17 protein-coding genes are annotated in these 18,398 nt (G+C 68.7%); 14 read left to right on the forward strand and 3 right to left on the reverse strand.

The features are described from left to right. Positions 1-3 precede the first annotated feature (3 nt). Positions 4-2,820, reverse strand: a complete 2,817-nt coding sequence (locus DMB80_RS11270) for an aconitate hydratase (protein WP_111509927.1) — start codon at positions 2,818-2,820, stop codon at positions 4-6. A 188-nt stretch (positions 2,821-3,008) separates the two neighbouring features. Here DMB80_RS11270 and DMB80_RS11275 point away from each other — a divergent pair, with 188 nt between their 5' ends. The 10 genes from DMB80_RS11275 (at position 3,009) to DMB80_RS11320 (ending at position 12,835) form a co-directional block, all read left to right on the forward strand. Then, positions 3,009-3,548: an Rv1476 family membrane protein gene (locus DMB80_RS11275; RefSeq protein WP_111509974.1), complete on the forward strand. Its 540-nt coding sequence runs from the start codon at positions 3,009-3,011 to the stop codon at positions 3,546-3,548. 175 nt (positions 3,549-3,723) lie between these two features. Continuing rightward, positions 3,724-5,133, forward strand: a complete 1,410-nt coding sequence (ripA, locus tag DMB80_RS11280; protein ID WP_420812170.1) for an NlpC/P60 family peptidoglycan endopeptidase RipA — start codon at positions 3,724-3,726, stop codon at positions 5,131-5,133. Continuing rightward, positions 5,133-5,819 carry an NlpC/P60 family peptidoglycan endopeptidase RipB gene (gene ripB, locus DMB80_RS11285; protein WP_162231987.1) on the forward strand — a complete coding sequence of 229 codons (687 nt, stop codon included), beginning with the start codon at positions 5,133-5,135 and terminating at the stop codon, positions 5,817-5,819. The genes ripA and ripB overlap by 1 nt, the downstream gene beginning before the upstream one ends. Positions 5,820-5,950: 131 nt before the next feature. After that, positions 5,951-7,108: a chaperone MoxR1 gene (gene moxR1, locus DMB80_RS11290; protein WP_046361960.1), complete on the forward strand. Its 1,158-nt coding sequence runs from the start codon at positions 5,951-5,953 to the stop codon at positions 7,106-7,108. Between the two features lie 4 nt (positions 7,109-7,112). After that, the gene (locus DMB80_RS11295) at positions 7,113-8,087 is read left to right on the forward strand and encodes a DUF58 domain-containing protein (RefSeq protein WP_111509975.1); all 975 of its coding nucleotides are present in this window, start codon (positions 7,113-7,115) and stop codon (positions 8,085-8,087) included. 34 nt (positions 8,088-8,121) lie between these two features. Beyond that, the gene (locus DMB80_RS11300; RefSeq protein WP_046361962.1) at positions 8,122-9,129 is read left to right on the forward strand and encodes a VWA domain-containing protein; all 1,008 of its coding nucleotides are present in this window, start codon (positions 8,122-8,124) and stop codon (positions 9,127-9,129) included. Further along, a complete protein-coding gene (locus tag DMB80_RS11305) occupies positions 9,126-10,136 on the forward strand; it encodes a VWA domain-containing protein (RefSeq protein ID WP_111509929.1) in 1,011 nt (336 codons plus the stop codon). Before DMB80_RS11300 ends, DMB80_RS11305 begins: the two co-directional genes overlap by 4 nt. Before the next feature lie 76 nt (positions 10,137-10,212). After that, the gene (gene fabG1, locus DMB80_RS11310) at positions 10,213-10,968 is read left to right on the forward strand and encodes a 3-oxoacyl-ACP reductase FabG1 (RefSeq protein WP_046361964.1); all 756 of its coding nucleotides are present in this window, start codon (positions 10,213-10,215) and stop codon (positions 10,966-10,968) included. A gap of 19 nt (positions 10,969-10,987) precedes the next feature. Then, positions 10,988-11,797: an NADH-dependent enoyl-ACP reductase InhA gene (gene inhA / locus DMB80_RS11315; RefSeq protein WP_111509930.1), complete on the forward strand. Its 810-nt coding sequence runs from the start codon at positions 10,988-10,990 to the stop codon at positions 11,795-11,797. Positions 11,798-11,812: 15 nt separating this feature from the next. Then, on the forward strand, positions 11,813-12,835 hold the full coding sequence (locus tag DMB80_RS11320; protein ID WP_111509931.1) for a ferrochelatase: 1,023 nt from the start codon (positions 11,813-11,815) through the stop codon (positions 12,833-12,835). 7 nt (positions 12,836-12,842) lie between these two features. Here the strand turns inward: DMB80_RS11320 and DMB80_RS11325 are convergent, their stop codons facing one another. Then, a complete protein-coding gene (locus tag DMB80_RS11325; RefSeq protein ID WP_111509932.1) occupies positions 12,843-13,700 on the reverse strand; it encodes a hypothetical protein in 858 nt (285 codons plus the stop codon). A gap of 72 nt (positions 13,701-13,772) precedes the next feature. Between DMB80_RS11325 and DMB80_RS11330 the strand changes: the two genes are divergently transcribed. From DMB80_RS11330 to DMB80_RS11340, 3 genes are read left to right on the forward strand one after another with little or no spacing between them, the layout of a single operon-like run. Continuing rightward, complete coding sequence (locus DMB80_RS11330) at positions 13,773-14,207, forward strand: NfeD family protein (protein ID WP_111509933.1); 435 nt, start codon at positions 13,773-13,775, stop codon at positions 14,205-14,207. A 12-nt stretch (positions 14,208-14,219) separates the two neighbouring features. Then, positions 14,220-15,437, forward strand: coding sequence for an SPFH domain-containing protein (locus DMB80_RS11335; protein WP_111509934.1), 1,218 nt, complete (start codon positions 14,220-14,222; stop codon positions 15,435-15,437). A 50-nt stretch (positions 15,438-15,487) separates the two neighbouring features. Continuing rightward, the gene (locus DMB80_RS11340; RefSeq protein ID WP_121497469.1) at positions 15,488-15,823 is read left to right on the forward strand and encodes a DoxX family protein; all 336 of its coding nucleotides are present in this window, start codon (positions 15,488-15,490) and stop codon (positions 15,821-15,823) included. On the opposite strand, the gene DMB80_RS11345 is transcribed toward DMB80_RS11340, so the two are convergent. Then, positions 15,705-16,481: a TVP38/TMEM64 family protein gene (locus tag DMB80_RS11345; RefSeq protein ID WP_111509935.1), complete on the reverse strand. Its 777-nt coding sequence runs from the start codon at positions 16,479-16,481 to the stop codon at positions 15,705-15,707. The genes DMB80_RS11340 and DMB80_RS11345 overlap by 119 nt on opposite strands. Before the next feature lie 75 nt (positions 16,482-16,556). Here DMB80_RS11345 and mutA point away from each other — a divergent pair, with 75 nt between their 5' ends. After that, the gene (gene mutA / locus DMB80_RS11350) at positions 16,557-18,398 is read left to right on the forward strand and encodes a methylmalonyl-CoA mutase small subunit (protein ID WP_111509936.1); all 1,842 of its coding nucleotides are present in this window, start codon (positions 16,557-16,559) and stop codon (positions 18,396-18,398) included.

Here is an 18,398-nt window from a genome sequence, read left to right on the forward strand (position 1 = left end):
CGGTTACGACTTCAGCATGTTGCGCAGGACGTACTGCAGGATGCCGCCGTTGCGGTAGTAGTCCGCCTCGCCGGGGGTGTCGATGCGCACCACGGCGTCGAATTCGACCTTCGAGCCGTCCTCCTTGGCCGCGGTGACATGAACCGTCTTGGGCGTCTTGCCGTTGTTCAGCTCCTCGATCCCCTCGATGTCGAAGGTCTCGGTGCCGTCGAGCTTGAGGCTGGCGGCGGATTCGCCCTTCGGGAACTGCAGCGGGATCACTCCCATGCCGATCAGGTTCGACCGGTGGATGCGTTCGAAGGATTCGGTGATGACCGCCCGTACACCCAGCAGCGTCGTGCCCTTGGCCGCCCAGTCACGCGACGATCCGGACCCGTACTCCTTGCCGCCCAACACAACCAGAGGGATACCGGCCTTCTGGTAGTTCTGCGATGCGTCGTAGATGAAGGCCTGCGGACCGCCATCCTGGGTGAAATCGCGGGTGTAGCCGCCCGACACGTCGTCGAGGAGCTGGTTCTTGAGGCGGATGTTGGCGAAGGTGCCGCGGATCATCACCTCGTGGTTGCCGCGTCGCGAGCCCAGCGAGTTGAAGTCCTTGGGTTCGACGCCGTGCTCCTCGAGGTACTGCGCCGCCGGGGTGCCCTTCTTGATGCTGCCGGCAGGGGAGATGTGGTCGGTGGTGACCGAATCGCCCAGCAGCGCAAGCACTCTGGCGCCCTTGATGTCCGAGACGGGCTCGGGCTCGGCGGGCATGCCCTCGAAATAGGGCGCCTTGCGCACGTAGGTCGAGTCCTCGTTCCACTCGAAGGTGTTGCCCTCCGGCGTGGGCAGCGAGCGCCACCGGTCGTCACCCTTGAACACGTCGGCGTAGCTGTCGGTGAACATCTCGCGGTTGATCGAGCTCGCGATGGTCTCCTGGATCTCCTGCGGGGAGGGCCAGATGTCCTTCAGGAACACGTCATTGCCGTCATTGTCCTGGCCCAGCGGGTCTGACTCGAAGTCGAAGTCCATGGTGCCGGCCAAGCCGTAGGCGATGACCAACGGCGGGGAGGCCAGGTAGTTCATCTTGACGTCGGGGGAGATGCGGCCCTCGAAGTTGCGGTTGCCCGAGAGCACCGCCGTCACCGACAGGTCGTTGTCGTTGATCGCCGCCGAGATCTCCTCGGGCAGCGGACCGGTGTTGCCGATACAGGTCGTGCAGCCGTAGCCGCCGAGGTAGTAGCCGAGCTTCTCCAGGTAGGGCCACAGGCCCGCCTTGTTGTAGTAGTCGGTGACGACCTGCGATCCGGGGGCCATGTTCGTCTTGACCCACGGCTTGGTGGTCAGACCCTTCTCGACGGCCTTCTTGGCGAGCAGGGCCGCGCCGAGCATGACCGACGGGTTGGAGGTGTTGGTGCACGACGTGATGCCGGCGACCACCACGGCGCCGTGGTCGAGCACGAACTCGCCGCGCTCGTCGGAGCGGACCGTGACCGGGTTGCTCGGACGCCCTTCGGCGCCATTGGCCGCTGACGGCCGAGCGTCCACCGCCCCGTCATCGGCAAAGGACAGCGACACCGGGTCGCTGGCCGGGAAGGACTCGTCGACGGCCTCGTCGAGCTTGGTCTCCGGCGCCGGGTGGTTTTCCTCGACGTAGTTGTGGATGTCCTTGCGGAACGCGTTCTTCGCATCGGTCAGCTCGATGCGGTCCTGCGGCCGCTTCGGCCCCGAGATGGACGGCACCACCGTCGACAGGTCGAGCTCGAGGTATTCGGAGAACACCGGCTCCTTGTCGGGGTCGTGCCACATGCCCTGTTCTTTGGCATACGCCTCGACCAGGGCGAGCTGCTCGTCGCTGCGGCCGGTCATCCGCAGGTAGCTGATGGTCTCCTCGTCGACGGGGAACATCGCTGCGGTGGAACCGAATTCGGGGCTCATGTTGCCCAGCGTGGCGCGGTTGGCCAGCGGCACCTCGGCCACACCCTTGCCGTAGAACTCGACGAACTTCCCGACGACGCCGTGCTTGCGCAGCATGTCGGTGACGGTGAGCACGACGTCGGTGGCGGTGACGCCGGGCTTGATCTCACCGGTCAGCTTGAACCCGACGACACGCGGGATGAGCATCGAGACGGGCTGGCCGAGCATGGCCGCCTCGGCCTCGATGCCGCCGACGCCCCAGCCGAGGACGCCGAGACCGTTCTCCATCGTGGTGTGCGAGTCGGTGCCCACGCAGGTGTCGGGATAGGCGACTCCGTCACGAACCATGGTCACCCGTGCCAGGTACTCGATGTTGACCTGGTGCACGATGCCGGTGCCCGGGGGGACGACCTTGAAGTCGTCGAACGCACCCTGGCCCCAGCGCAGGAACTGGTAGCGCTCGCCGTTGCGTTCGTACTCGAGTTCGACGTTGCGCTCGAAGGCGTCGGCGGTGCCGAACACGTCGAGGATCACGGAGTGGTCGATGACCATCTCGGCCGGCGAGAGCGGGTTGACCTTGTTCGGGTCGCCGCCCAGGCTCTCGACAGCCTCGCGCATGGTGGCGAGGTCGACGATGCAGGGCACGCCGGTGAAGTCCTGCATCAGCACGCGTGCGGGGGTGAACTGGATCTCGATGCTCGGCTCGGCCTCGGGGTCCCAGTTCGCGATCGCCTCGATGTGCTCCTTGGTGATGTTGGCGCCGTCCTCGGTGCGCAGGAGGTTCTCGGCGAGCACCTTGAGGCTGTAGGGAAGTTTCTCGGTGCCCGGCACCGCGTCCAGGCGGTAGATCTCGTAGCTGCTGTCCCCGACTTCGAGCGTGGCCTTGGCTCCGAACGAGTTCACGGATGAATTCTTGCTGCTCACATCAACTCCCGGCTTAGATCATCGCCGCGACGGGCTGTGTCGGCGGCGCTTGTCACCCTAACAGTACGCTTGTCCTGTATGGAATCCCAGGGCGGTGTCCAGTCTTGTCGCCCGAAGCGCGCCACGCCACCCACTGTGGTGTTCCCGGCCTCGCTCAGTTCTCTCTGGCGGTCGGCTACGGTGCTCGTGTGACCGGACCGCAGGTGATCCCGTTCCTGCCGGCGTACATCCCGCCGTCGATCGACATGGATCGTGTGCAGGCCGACGTCTCCGACGACGGCATCAGTGTGCCGCCGGCCGATCAGGCCGAGGTGCCCGCGTTGCGCGACATCATCGCCCAGGCGCAGCAGCAGGGGATCGATCTCAAGGTCGTCGTGATCGCCGAGAACCCGGCCATCGACACTCCGCTTCGCGATATCGCGACCGAGGTCGGTGCGGCTCACCCGGGTTCGACGGTGCTGGCGCTCAGTCCGTCGTTCGCCGGCACCTACAGCACGAGTTTCGATCGCACCACGCTGGAGGCGGGGCAGGACATCGCCCGGACCGGCGATCCGGTCCAGTCGACGAAGAATTTCGTGGGGGAGTTGACCACCCCGCACTTTGACTGGACTGCATTCACGATTGCGCTTGTTTTTCTCGTGCTGATCGGTGCCGTCGCGACGCGTGCGCTGCAGAAATGGAGCAAACGGTCGACCGGCTCCAGCGCAGCGTCCACCAGCAGCGATTAAGTAATTGCCGCGCGCTGCGCGAATACAAACATCACCGTTTGATAACGGCAATTGCAATTACATTGTTGTAATTCGTGACTAAAGTTTCTTTAGCGTCAGATGTGACGTACGGTGCAATCGGTGCCTGTAGTTGCAGTTGTGCTTGATGTGACTTCTGCGCAAAGCCTGAGGAGACCTGAGTCGAATGAGACGCCCCCTTGGCGGCGCGCCCGCCACCCGGTTGTGCGCCGTATCGCTCGCGTTCGGCATGGTGCTGACGACACCGCAGCTGGCCAACGCGAAGCCCGCCGACGACCTGGCTGAGCTGGTGACCGAGGTCGCCAACGTGAACCAGAAGTTGCAAGATCTGGGCGCGTCGATCCAGGGCCAGCAGGAGAGCGTGAACAAGGCGATCCTCGATGTGCAGACGGCCCGGGAAAAGGCCACGACTGCTCAGCAGGACGTCGACGCCAGCGCGCAGAGCGTCAAGGACGCGGACGCGGCGATCACCGCCGCGCAGGGCAGGTTCGACCAGTTCGCGTCAGCGATGTACGTCCACGGTCCGTCGAGCTCGTACCTGACGGCCAAGGACCCGATCGACATCCTCGACACCGCGGCCACCGGTCAGGCTCTGTCGCTGTCCACCCAGAAGGTGATGTCCGACCTCGCGCGGGCCCGCACCGAGCAGGTGAACCGGGAGTCGACGGCGCGGCTGGCCAAGCAGCAGGCCGACGACGCGGTCAAGGCTGCCGAGACGAGCCAACAGAGCGCCGTGGAGGCGCTGACCAACGCCCAGCAGACCTTCAAATCGCAGCAGGCCGATCTCGATCGGCTCACCGCCGAACGTGCCGACGCTCAGACGAAACTGCAAGCCGCGCAAGCACTCTCGGCGCCGACCGGGCGTTCGGGCGGCGCCGCAGCGCCGGCCGCCCCGGGCGCCAAGCCCGCGCCGTCGGGGGTGAACCCCGACTGGGATGCGGACCCGAGCACTGGTAACCGCAACACCGCCTGGGACATGACGCTGCCCCAGATCCCGAGCGCCTTCGTCAGCGGCGACCCGGTGCAGATCATCAACGCCGTCCTCAAGATCATCACCACCTCACTGCAGGTCACCCAGGACCTGGGTCGCAAATTCCTGCAGAGCATCGGCCTGCTGCCGACGCCGACGGGCATCACGAACGGCGCGATCCCGGTGGTGTACGGCCGGCAGGCCACCGAGTACGTCATCAAACGCGGCATGGCGCAGATGGGCGTGCCCTACTCCTGGGGTGGCGGCAACGCCTCGGGCCCCAGCCGCGGCATCGACTCCGGTGCGGGCACGGTCGGCTTCGATTGCTCGGGCCTGATGCTCTACATGTTCGCCGGTGTCGGGATCAAGCTCGACCACTACACGGGATCGCAGTACAACGCCGGCCGCAAAGTCCCCTCCTCGCAGATGCGTCGCGGCGACATGATCTTCTACGGCCCCAACGCCAGCCAGCACGTCGCCATGTACCTCGGCGACGGCCAGATGCTCGAGGCGCCGTACACCGGTTCGGTGGTCAAGATCTCGCCGGTGCGCACCAGTGGCATGACGCCGTATGTCACCCGAATGATCGAGTGGTGATCGCCCTGCGTCGCCTTCTGCTGTCGCTGACGGTCGTCATCGGGGTGCTCCTCGGCGCGGCCGCTCCCGCCGGTGCGCAACCCGAGGCCGGTCAGTGGGACCCCACGCTGCCCAAAACGCTCAGCGCGGGCGCCCCGGGCGATCCGCTGGCCATCGCCAACGCCTCGCTTGCCGCCACTGCTCAAGCCACCCAGATCACGATGGACCTCGGGCACAAGTTCCTGCAGAGCATCGGTCTGGCCCCGGCCGACCCGACGGGCGTGGCCCCCGGGCTGGTGCGCGGCCCCGCTGCCATCGAGTACGTGATCCGGCGGGGCGGCAGCCAGATGGGTGTGCCCTACTCGTGGGGCGGCGGCAAGCCCAACGGTCCCAGCCGCGGAATCGAGTCCGGTGCCAACACCGTGGGCTTCGACTGCTCCGGACTCACCCAGTTCTCCTACGCCGGGGTCGGCGTGCTGATCCCGAAGTACTCCGGCGACCAGTACGACACCGGCCGCAAGGTGCCCGTCGCGCAAGCCAAACGCGGCGACCTGCTGTTCTGGGGACCCGGTGGCAGCCAGCACGTCGCGATGTACCTGGGCGGAGGTCGGATGCTCGAGGCCTCCGGCAGCGCCGGCAAGGTCACCGTCAGTCCCGTGCGCACCTCCGGTCTGCAGCCCTATGCGGCCCGCATCATCGAATCCTGAGTAGCGGCTGAGTTAATTCGGGCGGCGTCGACGGATTCACACCCGCCTGGAATAGTTGACGGCGGGTGTTGCGCGAATTGCATTGCGCGCCGCACAAACCAGCAGGTAGTGCGCATGTGGAAGGAATGTTGATGACCTCACCGAGTGGGCCGCCGCAGGGCTCTGGAGGATTCCCCGGACAAGCCCCCGGCCCCGGCTACTCCGCGGGGGCGCACGCCGCCCCCGCCCCGTCGGCACCCGCGCAGTCCAACGGTGGCCTGCAGGGCGAGGTGCACACGCTGGAGCGGGCGATCTTCGAGGTCAAGCGCATCATCGTCGGGCAGGACCAGCTCGTCGAGCGGATGCTGGTCGGCCTGCTGGCCAAGGGGCACGTGCTCCTCGAAGGTGTGCCCGGTGTGGCGAAGACCCTCGCGGTCGAGACGTTCGCCAAGGTCGTGGGCGGCACGTTCGCGCGTATCCAGTTCACCCCCGACCTGGTGCCCACCGACATCGTCGGTACCCGCATCTATCGCGCGGGCAAAGAGGAGTTCGACATCGAACTCGGCCCGGTCGTGGTCAACTTCCTGCTTGCCGACGAGATCAACCGTGCGCCCGCCAAGGTGCAGTCGGCGCTGCTCGAGATCATGGCCGAGCGCAAGATCTCCATCGGCGGAAAGACTTTCCCGCTGCCCAGCCCCTTCCTGGTCATGGCGACCCAGAACCCGATCGAGCAGGAGGGCGTGTACCAGCTTCCGGAAGCCCAGCGCGACCGGTTCCTGTTCAAGCTCAACGTCGACTACCCCTCCCCGGAGGAGGAGCGCGAGATCATCTACCGGATGGGCGTCAAGCCCCCGGAGCCCAAGACGATCCTCAACACCGGCGACCTGCTTCGCCTGCAGGACGTCGCGGCTAACAACTTCGTCCACCACGCGCTCGTCGACTACGTCGTCCGCATCGTCACCGCGACGCGTGAACCGGAGAAGTTCGGCATGCCCGACGCCAAGGCGTGGATCGCCTACGGCGCCTCCCCGCGTGCGTCGCTGGGCATCATCGCGGCGTCGCGGGCGCTGGCCCTGGTCCGCGGCCGCGACTACGTGATCCCGCAGGACGTCGTCGAGGTGATCCCGGACGTGCTGCGGCACCGCCTCGTGCTCACCTACGACGCGCTGGCCGACGAGATCTCCTCCGAGACCGTGGTCAACCGCATCCTGCAGACGGTGGCGCTGCCGCAGGTCAACGCGATCCCGCAGCAGGGGCATGCGGTGGGGCCGGCGGTTCCGGCCGCAGCGGCCGCGGCGAACGGCCGCTGACCTGGTGGCTTCTACTGAGTCTTCTCGGCCTTCCGGCCCCGGCCCCGGCCGGACCGTCGACCTGCCGTCGTTGCAGCGCGGAGAGATCCGCGACCCGGCGCTGACGGCTGCGCTGCGCAAGCTCGAGCTCACGGTGCGCCGCAAGCTCGACGGCGTGCTGCACGGCGACCATCTGGGTCTGCTGCCTGGCCCGGGTTCCGAGCCGGGGGAGTCGCGGATCTACCAGCCCGGCGACGACGTGCGCCGGATGGACTGGTCGGTGACCGCGAGGACCACCCAGCCGCACGTGCGTCAGATGATCGCCGACCGCGAGCTGGAGACGTGGCTGGTCGTCGACGTGTCGGCGAGCCTGGACTTCGGCACGACCGGATGCGAGAAGCGCGACCTCGCGGTCGCCGCGGCGGCGGCCGTGGCGTTCCTGAACAGCGGTGGCGGCAACCGGCTCGGCGCGATCATCAGCAACGGGGACACCGTGCGCCGGGTGCCCGCCCTGTCGGGGCGCATGCACGAGCAGGAGTTGCTGCGCACCATCGCGACCACGCCCCGCGCGCCGGTCGGGGTGCGGGGTGACCTGGCCGCGGCCATCGACGCGCTGCGCCGGCCCGAGCGCCGCCGCGGCATGGCCGTGATCATCAGCGACTTCCTGGGGCCGATCAACTGGATGCGACCGCTGCGGGCCATCGCGGGGCGCCACGAGGTGCTCGGCATCGAGATCCTCGACCCCCGCGACGTCGAGCTCCCGCCCGTCGGAGACGTGATCCTGCAGGACGCCGAGACGGGCCGGACCCGTGAGTTCACCATCGACGAACAGCTGCGCGCCGACTTCGAGAGGGCCGCGGCGGCCCACCGCGCCGATGTGGCCCGCACGCTGCGCCGATGTGACGCGCCGCTGCTGAGTCTGCGCACCGATCGCGACTGGATCGCCGACGTGGTGAGGTTCGTCGCGAGCCGGCGCCGCGGCGCGCTCGCGGCGCGGTGAGCCCGAGCCGAGACGACCGAAAGATCCGCCTCGTATGACTCTGCCCCTGCTCGGCCCGATCTCGGTGTCGGGGTTCAAGCACCCGTGGTTCTTCCTGTTCCTGATCGCGGTCGTCGCACTCGTCGCGCTCTACCTCGTCGTCCAGCGGCGCAGGCAGCGGCGGATGCTGCGGTTCGCGAACATGGAACTGCTCGAGGCCGTGGCGCCGGCGAAGCGGCAGCGTTGGCGGCACCTGCCGGCGATCCTGCTGGTGCTCGCGCTGGTGTCGTTCACCACCGCGATGGCCGCGCCGACGCACGACGTCCGGATTCCCCGTAACCGCGCGGTGGTCATGCTGGTCATCGACGTCTCGCAGTCGATGCGCGCCACCGACGTGGCACCGAGCCGACTGCTCGCCGCTCAGGAGGCGGCCAAGCAGTTCGCCGATCAGCTCACTCCCGGCATCAATCTCGGCCTCATCGCCTACGCAGGCACGGCGACGGTCCTGGTGTCGCCGAGCGTCAACCGGGAAGCCGCCAAGAGCGCCATCGACCGGCTCCAGCTCGCTGATCGAACCGCCACCGGCGAGGGCATCTTCACCGCGCTGCAGGCCATCGCGACCGTCGGTGCGGTGTTGGGTGGCGGCGACGGCCCGCCTCCGGCGCGGATCGTGCTGATGTCGGACGGTAAGGAAACCGTGCCGTCCAACCCGGACGCGCCGAAGGGTGCCTACACCGCCGCCCGTACCGCCAAGGACCAGGGCGTGCCGATCTCGACCGTCTCGTTCGGCACGCCGTACGGCTACGTCGAGATCAACGATCAGCGCCAGCCCGTGCCCGTCGACGACGAGATGCTGGCCAAGATCGGCGAGCTCTCCGGGGGTGACTCCTACACCGCGTCGACGTTGGAACAGCTCAAGGGCGTGTTCACCAACCTGCAGGAACAGATCGGCTACGAGACAGTCAAGGGAGACGCCAGCATCGGTTGGTTGCGGATCGGGGCCCTGATTCTGGCCGGCGCTGCGCTGGCGGCGCTCCTGCTGAACCGGAGGCTGCCAGGATGACGCTTCCCCTCCTGGGACCCCTGTCGCTGACGGGCTTCCAGCACCTCTGGTGGCTGGCGCTGTTCGTGATCATCGCGCTTGCTCTGGCGGGGCTGTACGTGATGCTGCAGATCTCGGCGCGCAAGCGGCTGCAGCGGTTCGCCAACACCGACCTGCTCGACAGCGTGTCGCCCCGGCGCCTCGGCCGGCGCCGGCACGTGGCGCCCGCGCTGATGGCGGTCGCACTGCTGGTGTTCGCGATCGCGCTGGCGGGCCCCACCCAGGACGAACGGATCCCGCGGAACCGGGCAGTGGTGATGCTGGTGGTCGACGTGTCGCAGTCGATGATGGCCAACGATGTCGACCCCACCCGGTTGGCTGCCGCGCAAGCGGCGTCGAAGAAGTTCGTCGACGAACTGACCCCCGGCATCAACCTGGGTGTCATCTCCTACGCGGGCACCGCGACGGTGCTGGTCTCGCCGACCACCAACCGGGATGCCAGCAAGCGGGCGATCGACAGCCTGCAGGTCGCCGATCGGACCGCGACGGGGGAGGCCATCCTCACGGCGCTGACCGCCATCAACACCGTCGGCGCGGTGATCGGCGGCGGCGATGAGCCCCCGCCGGCCCACATCGTGCTGTTCTCCGACGGCAAGGAGACCGTGCCGGCGAACCCGGACAACCCGAAGGGCGCCTACACCGCGGCGCGCGCGGCCAACGACCAGGGCGTGCCGATCTCGACGATCGCGTTCGGCACCCCCAATGGTTCGGTCGAGGTCAACGGCGAGCGTGTCGACGTCCCCGTCGACGATGAGATGCTCAAGAAGATCTCCTCGCTCTCCGGCGGCGACCACTACACCGCCTCCAACCTCGACGAGCTCAACAGGGTCTACACCACGCTGCAGGAGCAGATCGGTTACGAGACCGTCCGCGGCGACGCCTCGGCAGGCTGGCTGCGGCTGGGCACCCTGCTGGCTGCTGCCGCCGCTCTGAGCGCGCTGCTGATCAACCGCAGGATGCCGCTCTGAGACCACAGCCGATTTCAAGGTCACGCCCGCCAGGCACTAGGTTGACGATCATGGCGAGCACTCGAGGAGCGAACAGGTGAGCGACACTCCCAGCCAGAACAGCCCCGAGACCGTCCGTCCCGCGTTCGTCTCCCGCTCGGTCCTCGTGACCGGCGGTAACCGTGGGATCGGGCTGGCCATCGCGCAGCGTCTCGCCGCCGACGGCCACAAGGTCGCGGTCACCCACCGCGGATCGGGTGCACCCGAGGGCCTGTTCGGCGTGGAGTGCGACGTCACCGACAGCGCGGCCGTCGACCGCGCCTTCACCGAGGTCGAGGAGCACCAGGGTCCGGTCGAGGTCCTCGTCTCCAACGCCGGCATCTCCAAAGACGCGTTCCTGATGCGGATGACCGAGGACCGGTTCACCGAGGTCATCGACGCGAATCTGACCGGAGCATTCCGGGTGGTGCAGCGCGCGTCGCGCAGCATGCAGCGCAACCGATTCGGCCGCATCATCTTCATCGGCTCGGTGTCGGGTATGTGGGGCATCGGCAACCAGGCCAACTACGCGGCCGCCAAAGCGGGCCTGATCGGCATGGCGCGGTCGATCTCCCGAGAGCTGTCCAAGGCGGGCGTCACGGCCAACGTCGTCGCGCCCGGCTTCATCGACACCGACATGACGCGCGCGCTCGACGAGCGCATCCAGAAGGGCGCCCTGGAGTTCGTCCCGGCCAAGAGGATCGGCACTGCCGCCGAGGTCGCCGGCGCCGTCAGCTTCCTCGCGTCCGAAGACGCGGGTTACATCGCCGGCGCGGTGATCCCGGTCGACGGCGGCATGGGCATGGGCCACTAAGAGAGAAAAGGACTTTCACATGGCAAGGCTTCTGGAAGGCAAGCGGATCCTCGTCACGGGGATCATCACCGATTCGTCCATCGCATTCCACATCGCCAAGGTGGCGCAGGAGGCCGGCGCCGAACTGGTACTCACCGGCTTCGACCGGATGAAGCTGATCCAGCGGATCGCCGACCGGCTGCCGAACCCGGCGCCGCTGATCGAACTCGACGTGCAGAACTCCGAGCACCTCGACTCGCTCGCCGACCGGATCACCGCCGAGATCGGCGAGGGCAACAAGATCGACGGCGTGGTCCACTCGATCGGCTTCATGCCGCAGACCGGCATGGGTATCAACCCGTTCTTCGACGCACCCTACGAGGACGTCGCCAAGGGCATCCACATCTCCGCGTACTCCTATGCCTCACTGGCCAAGGCCGTGCTGCCGATCATGAATCCCGGTGGCGGCATCGTCGGCATGGACTTCGACCCGACCCGGGCGATGCCGGCCTACAACTGGATGACGGTCGCCAAGAGCGCGCTGGAATCGGTGAACCGCTTTGTCGCCCGCGAGGCCGGCAAGGTCGGTGTGCGCTCCAATCTCGTTGCTGCCGGCCCGATCCGGACGCTCGCGATGAGCGCGATCGTCGGCGGTGCGCTCGGCGAGGAGGCGGGTGCGCAGATGCAGCTGCTCGAGGAGGGCTGGGATCAACGTGCCCCGCTCGGCTGGAACATGAAGGACCCGACGCCGGTCGCCAAGACGGTGTGCGCGCTGCTGTCCGACTGGCTGCCGGCGACGACGGGGACGATCATCTTCGCCGACGGCGGGGCGAGCACCCAGCTGTTGTGACGGGCGTGTCCTGCCATGTCTTTTGATGCACTGCTGCTGCTGTCCTTCGGCGGTCCCGAGGGCCCCGAGCAGGTGATGCCGTTCCTGGAGAACGTGACTAGGGGCCGGGGCATCCCGCGGGAGCGGCTGGCCAGCGTCGCCGAGCACTACCTGCATTTCGGTGGCGTGTCCCCGATCAACGGCATCAACCGCGAGCTGATCACCTCGATCGAGGCCGAGCTGGCCCGCCGTGGTGCGGACATCCCGGTCTACTTCGGCAACCGCAACTGGCACCCGTTCGTCGAGGACACCGTTGCGCACATGCGAGACAACGGGATTCGCCGCGCCGCGGTGTTCTCCACCTCGGCGTGGGGTGGCTACTCCGGCTGCACCCAGTACCAGGAGGACATCGCCCGCGCCCGCGCCGCCGCCGGCCCCGAGGCGCCGGAGCTGACGAAGCTGCGCCAGTACTTCGACCATCCGCTGCTGGTCGAGATGTTCGCCGACGCGATCCGCGACGCCGCCGCCACGCTGCCCGAGGAGCTACGGGCCGACGCGCGTCTGGTGTTCACCGCCCACTCGATACCGCTGCGTGCGGCCAACCGGTGCGGACCGGATCTCTACGAACGCCAGGTTGGCTACACCTCCCGGTTGGTCGCGGCCGCAGCGGGATACGACGACTTCGATCAGGTGTGGCAGTCGCGCTCGGGTCCGCCGCAGGTGCCGTGGCTCGAACCCGACGTCGGAGATCACCTCGACGCACTCGCTGCGGCGGGCACCAAGGCCGTGATCGTGTGCCCGGTCGGTTTCGTCGCCGACCACATCGAGGTGGTCTGGGACCTCGACAGCGAACTCGCCGAGCAGGCCGAGGCAGCCGGGATCGCGTTGGCGCGGGCCACGACTCCCAACAGCAGCCCGCGGTTCGCGCGCCTGGCGGTGGATCTGATGGACGAACTGGTTCACCAGGCGCCTGCCGCCCGGGTGGACGGGTCCGATCCGGTGCCGGGTTTCGGGTGCAGCGTCAACGGCGCCCTGTGTACCCCGAACTGCAGTTCCTAGGTCGTTTCTAGCGCCGCCAGGCCGACTGCAGGATCGCATCGACAGCGGACAGGCGCGCCGAGCGGACCACCGCGGTCAGCGGACGCAGCGCATCGGTGGCCAACTGCACCTCTGACGAGCTCTGCCCGATGGGCAGCAACCCGGAGCTGACCGCGATGATCGCGTCGACGTGCGCAGCGTTCTCCAGCACCCGAACCGCCCGCTCGGGCGCGTGGTCCGGAACGCGATGTGCGCGGTTGGCTTCGAGCACCTGCTCGACGAGGCGGCGCGGATCGGCGACGTCGGCGCCTGTGGCCCCGGCCCGGAGCGCGACCAGGGCGTCGGCGGCCGATCGGACCGCGTCGCGCAGCCCGTATTCGGCCTCGCCGAGATCGAGGTGCGTGCTCACCGGCGCGCGCTCCAGCGAGTACACCGTCCAGGACAGGCCGCACAGCTCCGGCTCGAACTCGTCCTCGTCGACCGGGTCGGCGTACTCGTCGGCGTACTCGAAGTCGGGCACCACGCCGATCGCGGCCCGCGAATCACCGACGATGATCGCCTCTCCGGCCGAGATCGCGTCGCGGCCGAACTGGGTGCCCGGCGGCAGACCCCGGACGTCGCCGGGCACCGGCAGAGCCAGGGCGATCGCGGGCTGCGCACTCGCCGGCCGGGCCACCGTCCGCATCGTCTGCAACAGCGACATGACGCCTGTGTTGTCCAGATCCGGCCACGGCAGGCCGGTCCGGTCGGCGGCCGCGGAATCGTAGGCCGTGACCGAATGCGATTGCGTCCATAGGGATAACGCATCCAACACGTCGTCGGGCGCGGCGACACCGGCCAGCCAGGAATTGGCCCACACCGAGAGCGTTGCACTGGGACACCACATGCGGCGCAGTGTAGTTGTTGGCTGCGCATTTGATGGTCCCGAGCCGGAGCAGGTCGCGCGTAGGCTTCCGGTATGCCCGTACCGCTGATCTGGCTGATCGCAGCACTGGCGTTGGCCGGCGCCGAGGCGCTGACCGGAGATCTGTTCCTGCTGATGCTCAGCGGTGGGGCGCTGGCCGCGGCGGGGTCCAGCTGGCTGCTCGACTGGCCGGTGTGGGCCGACGGACTCGTCTTCCTCGTGGTGTCGGTGCTGTTGCTCGTCGGGGTCCGTCCGGCGCTGCGCCGCCGCATGCACGCAGGCACGGGCCTGCCCGAACCGGTCAAGGCGCTCGAGGGCAAGAGCGCCCTGGTGCTCGATCGCGTCGCCCGGGATGCCGGCCAGGTGAAGCTCGCGGGGGAGATCTGGACGGCGCGCCCGTTCAACGACGACGATGTCTATGAACCCGGCGACCAGGTGACCGTCGTGCACATCGACGGCGCCACCGCGGTCGTGTCGAAGATCGCCTGAGAGGAGTTCACGGTGGAAGGTGCCGTCGCAGGGCTGGTCCTGCTGGGTGTGCTCGTGGTGTTCGCGATCATCATCGTCGCGAAATCGGTGGCGCTGATCCCGCAGGCCGAAGCCGCGGTGATCGAGCGGCTGGGCCGGTACAGCAAGACCGTGTCGGGGCAGTTGACCCTGCTGCTGCCGTTCGTCGACAAGATCCGCGCCCGCGTGGATCTGCGAGAACGGGTGGTCTCGTTCCCGCCGCAGCCGGTGATCACCGAGGACAACCTGACGGTCAACATCGACACGGTGGTGTACTTCCAGGTCACCAACCCTCAGGCCGCCGTCTACCAGATCAGCAACTACATCGTCGGCGTCGAACAGCTGACCACGACCACACTGCGCAACGTCGTCGGCGGTATGACGCTGGAGCAGACGCTGACCTCCCGGGATTCGATCAACGGGCAGTTGCGCGGCGTGCTCGACGAGGCCACCGGCCGGTGGGGGCTGCGCGTCGCCCGTGTCGAACTGCGCAGCATCGACCCGCCGCCGTCGATCCAGGATTCGATGGAGAAGCAGATGCGTGCCGACCGGGAGAAGCGCGCGATGATCCTGACCGCCGAGGGCAACCGGGAAGCGTCGATCAAGCAGGCCGAAGGCCAGAAGCAGGCCCAGATTCTGGCGGCTGAGGGCGCCAAGCAGGCCGCGATCCTGGCCGCCGAGGCCGACCGTCAGTCCCGGATGCTGCGTGCGCAGGGTGAACGCGCCGCGCAGTACCTGCAGGCCCAGGGTCAGGCCAAGGCGATCGAGAAGACGTTCGCCGCGATCAAGGCCGGCCGGCCGACGCCCGAACTGTTGGCCTACCAGTACCTGCAGACGTTGCCGCTGATGGCCAAGGGGGAGGCCAACAAGGTCTGGGTGGTGCCCAGCGACTTCGGTTCTGCGCTGCAGGGTTTCACGAAGCTGCTCGGCGCGCCCGGCGACGACGGTGTGTTCCGCTACCAGCCGTCCCCGGTGGAGGACGGCCTGGACAAGCCGGAGGACGACTCGGCCGAGGTGGCCGACTGGTTCAACACCCAGACCGATCCGGAGATCGCGCAGGCGGTGGCCCAGGCGGTCGCCGAGGCGCGCACCCCGGTCGCCGGTTCGCTCGGATCGGGGCCGCAGTATCCGCCGCTGTCGCAACAGGCGCCGCCCCCGGCGACCGATTACACGCAGCCGGCGGCGCCGCGGCACGGCGCCTCCGACCAGTGACCGCGGCGGCCGCGCTGCACTCGCGGCGGACCTATGCGGTGCTCGCCGCGATGCAGGCCGGCGACGCGGTGGCGTGTATCGGTCCGATCGCGCCGGTACGTGCGGCGCTCGACGCGGTCGGCCTCCCCGAGAACGTGCGCCCGGTACTGCCGATCGTCAAGGCCGCATCGGCGGTGGGGCTGCTGTCGGTGTACCGGTTCCCCGCACTGGCGCGCCTGACGACGTTCATGTTGACGGTGTACTTCACGTTGGCCGTCGGCGCCCACGTCAGGGCGAAGGATTGGAGTCCTGGGCTGGGGGCGGCGGCGTCGCTGCTGGCGCTGTTCGGGTCGATGACGGTGCAGGGGCCGCCGCAGCGCGCCGGTGCGAGCGCACCTCGAAACTGAGTCCGGCCACACCGAGGGCGGCCGTGCACAGCGACACCACGAACAGCAGGGGGCTGACGTTGCCTGTGAGCGCGTCGCCGAGGACGACCACCGCGGCGGTGCCTGGCAGCAAGCCAATGATCGTGGCGAGCGTGTACGGCAGCAGCCGGACCGCTGACGCGCCCGCCGCGTAGTTCAGCACCGAGAACGGCACGGCCGGGATCAATCGCATCGCCATCACAGAGACCCAGCCCCGTTCGCGCAGCCGGGCATCGAGCGCATCCACCTTCGGATGGCTGACCAGCCTGTTCAGTTGCCAGCCCGCGGCGCGCACGAGCAGGACCGCGAGCACCGCGCTGAGCGCGCTCGCCACGACGGCCAGCGGAATGCCGAGGTAGGGCCCGAACAGCAGGCCGGCCGCGAGGGTGAACGCCGTGCGCGGGAACGGGAACACCGTCACCACCACGTGCGCAGCCAGGAATGCCAGCGGGAACCAGGCGCCGAGTGAGGTGGCCCAGTCCCGCAGCTGCACCGCGGTGGGCAGCGGAACCAGCAGCACCACTGCGACGAGAATCACACCCGTGCCGACCATGGCCAGAAGCCGGGTCCGCGGCACTCCGCGCAGGGTGGCGAGCACGGCCGCCGGCACGGTGCGCAGCGCGCTGACGACGGGTTTCACGACATTCCACCCTACGGGTAGGGCCATGATCACCTCGCGCGACCGACGTGAGGAACATCATTTAGCCTGAAGGCTGTGCAGACAACGGGCGATGTCGACCGATGGCGTTCTGCGGTAGCGGGTGTGCTGGCCAAGGCCAGCCGCCGCGATCCGGCCGAGCTGGGTGCTGAGCCGGAGCGCGCGCTCGACTCAGACACCTACGAGGGCTTCCCGATACGCCCGCTCTACACCGAGGCCGACGAGTTGGCTGAGCCCGCGCTGCCGGGCCGGTGGCCGTTCGTCCGCGGCGGCGACGCGCTGCGGGACGTCAAGTCCGGCTGGAAGGTCGCCGAGGTGTTCCCGGCGGGGGCATCGAGCGTCGAGGAGACCAACGGTGCGATCCTGCTCGGGCTGACCGAAGGGGTGAGCGCCCTGTCGTTGCGGCTCGGGCCGGGCGGCATCGACCCCACCGACCTCGATCGCGCCCTCGAGGGCGTCTACCTGGACCTGGTGCCGCTGGTCGTCGAGGTGACCGGTGGCGGTCCGGTGTACCGGGCCACCGCCGAGGCGCTGCTCGGCATGCTGGCGGGTCTCGACGAGGACCAGCGGTCCCGGCTGTCGGTGGACCTCGGTGGCGATCCGCTGGTCGCACCGCTGGCCGACCGCGCCGCGCCGACGCTGGCCGATGTCACCGACGTCGCAGCGGCAGTGGCCGGGGATCACGACGGTCATGTCCGCGCGGTCACCGTCGACGGGCCGGCGCTGCACGATCTCGGCGCGAATGCGTCCTGGGAGCTCGGCGCGGCGATCGGCGCGGGCGTCGCGTACCTGCGGACACTGACCGACGCCGGCCTGCCCGTCGCGACCGCGCTGCGCCAGATCGCCTTCCGTGTCGCCGCCGACGACGACCAGTTCATGACGATCGCGAAACTGCGTGCCGTGCGCCAACTCTGGGCCCGGGTGGCCGAGGTGGCCGGAGCGCCCGAGGCCGGGGCGGCGACCGTGCACGCGGTGACATCGCTGCCGATGATGGCTCAGCGCGACCCCTGGGTGAACATGCTGCGGACCACGGTGGCGGCCTTCGGCGCGGGCGTCGGGGGAGCGGACACCGTGCTGGTGCATCCGTTCGACGTCGCCATCGAAGGTGGATTCCCAGGCACTGCACGGACATTCGCGCGGCGCATCGCCCGCAACACCCAGCTGCTGCTGCTCGAGGAGTCTCACCTCGGGCGTGTGCTGGACCCCGCCGGCGGCTCGTGGTTCGTCGAGGACCTGACGCGCAGTGTGGCCGAGGCGGCGTGGCGCAACTTCCAGGAGATCGAGGCCGCCGGCGGTTTCGAGGCGGCACGCGAGCAGGTGCAGGCGCGTATCGCGGAGGTCGCCCAGCGCCGCAGCGTCGACATCGCCCACCGCCGGACCGCGGTCACCGGTGTCAACGAATTCCCAAATCTCGCCGAAGTGCCGTTGCCGCAAGGCGATCCGCTGCCGACCGTGCGCCGCTACGCCGCGGACTTCGAGGCGCTGCGTGACCGCTCCGACGCGTACCTGGCGCGCACCGGCTCACGGCCCACCGCGGTGCTCCTGCCGTTGGGGCCGCTGGCCGAGCACAACATCCGCACCACGTTCGCGGCGAACCTGTTGGCTTCCGGTGGCATCGACGCGGTGAACCCGGGAACGGTCACTGCCGACACCGTGGCCGCCGTGCTCGCCGACGGGGCAGGCGCCGAGGTCGCCATCCTCTGCGGCACCGACGCCCGCTACGGCCAGGAGGTCGCCGCCGTGGTCGCGGCCGCGCGCGCCGCCGGGGCCGGCCACATCCTGCTGGCGGGCCCGGAGAAGGCGGTGGCCGGCGCCGAGCCCCCACCGGACGGCTACGTGACCGCGAAGATCGACGCGGTGTCGGTGCTGTCGGATCTGCTGACTCGATTGGGGGCCTGA

It is taken from the genome of Mycobacterium kyogaense, assembly GCF_003254575.1.
GTDB lineage: Bacteria > Actinomycetota > Actinomycetes > Mycobacteriales > Mycobacteriaceae > Mycobacterium > Mycobacterium kyogaense.

Excerpts from the sequence above, each read along its gene's own strand:
- DMB80_RS11330 (WP_111509933.1), top strand. The coding sequence starts at position 13,773 with ATGCCCGTACCGCTGATCTGGCTGATCGCAGCACTGGCGTTGGCCGGC.
- moxR1 (WP_046361960.1), top strand. The coding sequence starts at position 5,951 with ATGACCTCACCGAGTGGGCCGCCGCAGGGCTCTGGAGGATTCCCCGGA.
- DMB80_RS11320 (WP_111509931.1), top strand. The coding sequence starts at position 11,813 with ATGTCTTTTGATGCACTGCTGCTGCTGTCCTTCGGCGGTCCCGAGGGC.
- inhA (WP_111509930.1), top strand. The coding sequence starts at position 10,988 with ATGGCAAGGCTTCTGGAAGGCAAGCGGATCCTCGTCACGGGGATCATC.
- DMB80_RS11305 (WP_111509929.1), top strand. The coding sequence starts at position 9,126 with ATGACGCTTCCCCTCCTGGGACCCCTGTCGCTGACGGGCTTCCAGCAC.
- DMB80_RS11325 (WP_111509932.1), bottom strand. The coding sequence starts at position 13,700 with ATGTGGTGTCCCAGTGCAACGCTCTCGGTGTGGGCCAATTCCTGGCTG.
- DMB80_RS11340 (WP_121497469.1), top strand. The coding sequence starts at position 15,488 with ATGCAGGCCGGCGACGCGGTGGCGTGTATCGGTCCGATCGCGCCGGTA.
- DMB80_RS11300 (WP_046361962.1), top strand. The coding sequence starts at position 8,122 with ATGACTCTGCCCCTGCTCGGCCCGATCTCGGTGTCGGGGTTCAAGCAC.